General features: G+C 47.6%; 2 protein-coding genes. Both read right to left on the reverse strand.

Going from position 1 to position 2,237, the window contains the following annotated elements; all coding sequences use genetic code 11:
• Positions 1-103: 103 nt before the first annotated feature.
• Complete coding sequence (locus tag Q0482_RS05805; RefSeq protein WP_297040608.1) at positions 104-238, reverse strand: OadG family protein; 135 nt, start codon at positions 236-238, stop codon at positions 104-106.
• Positions 239-379: 141 nt separating this feature from the next.
• The gene (locus Q0482_RS05810; protein ID WP_299144548.1) at positions 380-1,678 is read right to left on the reverse strand and encodes an SLC13 family permease; all 1,299 of its coding nucleotides are present in this window, start codon (positions 1,676-1,678) and stop codon (positions 380-382) included.
• Positions 1,679-2,237 lie beyond the last annotated feature (559 nt).

The raw sequence follows: 2,237 nt of genomic DNA on the forward strand, positions 1-2,237 counted from the left end.
TCTGCCATGTTAATGCAGCAAATCCGGAATCTGTCCATACAGAAACCAGTGCTCTTAAAAAGCCATCCATGTTTGTATCCTCCTTTTAGGTTATCGTTTTTACTTATTTCTTCTTGTTCTTATTCTTGGTGGGATCCACCACGTGAATCAGCTGAATGATCCACTGCAGAACGATCAGAACGGCAAATACGATGACCATGTTGACGATACAAATCGAAAGTGGGCCTGGAGTGTCCATGTATAAATCCACCTTTCTTTTCAGTACCTTGATAGATACCTGTGAGGATTCTGCCTCACGCAGTGAAAATCAGGGGCAGGAGACGCCAAAAGACATCTCCTGTTTCCTGAAAAACTCAATACAATGTTCCGGAGCTTGCAATCAGCCTGGGAAGAATGGCCAGAAAATCGGGATAATGATAACGCTTGCAATGAATGTAATAATGCAGAGCGGTACGCCGACTTTGACATAGTCATTGAAAGAGAATCCGCCGGGGCCCAGAACCAGGGTGTTTGGCGGAGTAGCCATTGGTGTTGCGAATGCCATGGATGCTGCGATACCGATAGCCATAAGTACCGGTTTCGGGTCAGCGCCGATGGACTGGGCAATGGAAATACCAATTGGTGCAAGAAGTGCTGCAGATGCAGTGTTACTCATGAACTGGGTCAGTACGTTGGAAATCAGGTACAGTACAGCGCAGAGAACGATGGGGTTCGGGTTTTCACCCATCATGCCTACTACGGTGTCGGCAATCAGTTTGCCTGCGCCTGTCTTATCCATAGCGGTAGCTACGGAAAGCATGCCGGCGAACAGGAAAATGGTTACCCAGTCGATACCTGCATAAGCTTCCTTTTCTTTCAGGCAGCCGGTGATGACGCAGAGAATGGCGCCGGTAACAGCTGCAGTCTGAAGAGGAACGGTCTTGAGGTTCAGTGCCATGCAGACAACAACGCCGATCATGATGAGACCGGAAATCCACATTTTGCTCTTGCTTGCAGGAGCTGCATCATCAGCAGCGCCTGCTTCTTCAGCAGCCGCTTTGACTGCCGCTTCATCCATTTCACCGGCAGTATTTGCAGGAAGCAGATGACGGCCAACTAAAAGGGTGAAAACGAAAGCAATGATGGACAGCGGAATACCGATGAGAGCGAATTCGAAGAATCCGAAGGTCGGAAGACCGGCTGCGGACAGAGCGCCGGTAACGATAACGTTTGGCGGAGTACCGATCATGGTGATGGTGCCGCCTACGTTAGCAGCAATAGCCAGAGGCATCAGCTGTCTGGACTGGGAAATGTGAGCTGCCTGGCAGATACCGATAACTACCGGCATGAGGCATGCTACCGTACCGGTATTGGAAGATACAGAGGACAGGGCGATGGTAACCAGCATGATGGCGCCCATCAGCGGAATTTCCTTAGTACCTGCTTTCTTGACGACAGCCAGACCGATAGCCTGAGCCAGACCGGTTCTGAACATAGCTGCGCCGATTACGAACATACCACCGAAAAGAACGACGGTGGAGTTGGAAAGACCCGCATATACCTGTTTGGACGGAAGAACGCCCAGAATACCGAGGGCTGTGCAGGCTGCCATAGCAGTGACTGCCAGTGGAATCAGTTCGGTAACGAACAGGAAGCAGGCCACTGCCAATACACACAGTGTAGTAATGGCTGGATCCATAAGGTTCACCTTCCTTTTGAGTTTGTTCCGATATCTGCCCGGCCCGATGCCAGCCACGCATAACCGGAAACCTTTCTCCGGAAGATTTGGACTCATATAAAGTTATAAAAGAAAAATTGCTGAATTCCACATGAATCCGAATGTAATCCGGAAAATCATCATCCCCTGGTAAACCGGCTATCCTCCTTCCGTCACAGTCCCGGGGCCGGGGCTCCCATCTATGCTTCCTCTTCGGGAAGTTACATAGGCATCTATGTTTATTTTATTCATGCCCCCTGTATTTTTCAATATGCCCGCATTTCAGGCGGATTTTAGTGAATTGCCATCAATTCGCATTAATTCTCATGTAATAAGACCCATTTGCATAATTTTTTAATGCATTTCATGTGCATATAGCATAAATACAAAACGCAAATGCACATGAAAATCCGAAATCACAAACATTTAATACATAGCATACTATCTAATTACATAGTACACTATGTTTATTTGGCAGGCGTTCGCTTCTTTCCCATTTTCGCAATTTAGGTATGTATTCTATATATCATTTAGGTTATTT

Origin of the sequence: uncultured Dialister sp. (assembly GCF_937959425.1) — a bacterium.
Lineage (GTDB): Bacteria > Bacillota > Negativicutes > Veillonellales > Dialisteraceae > Dialister.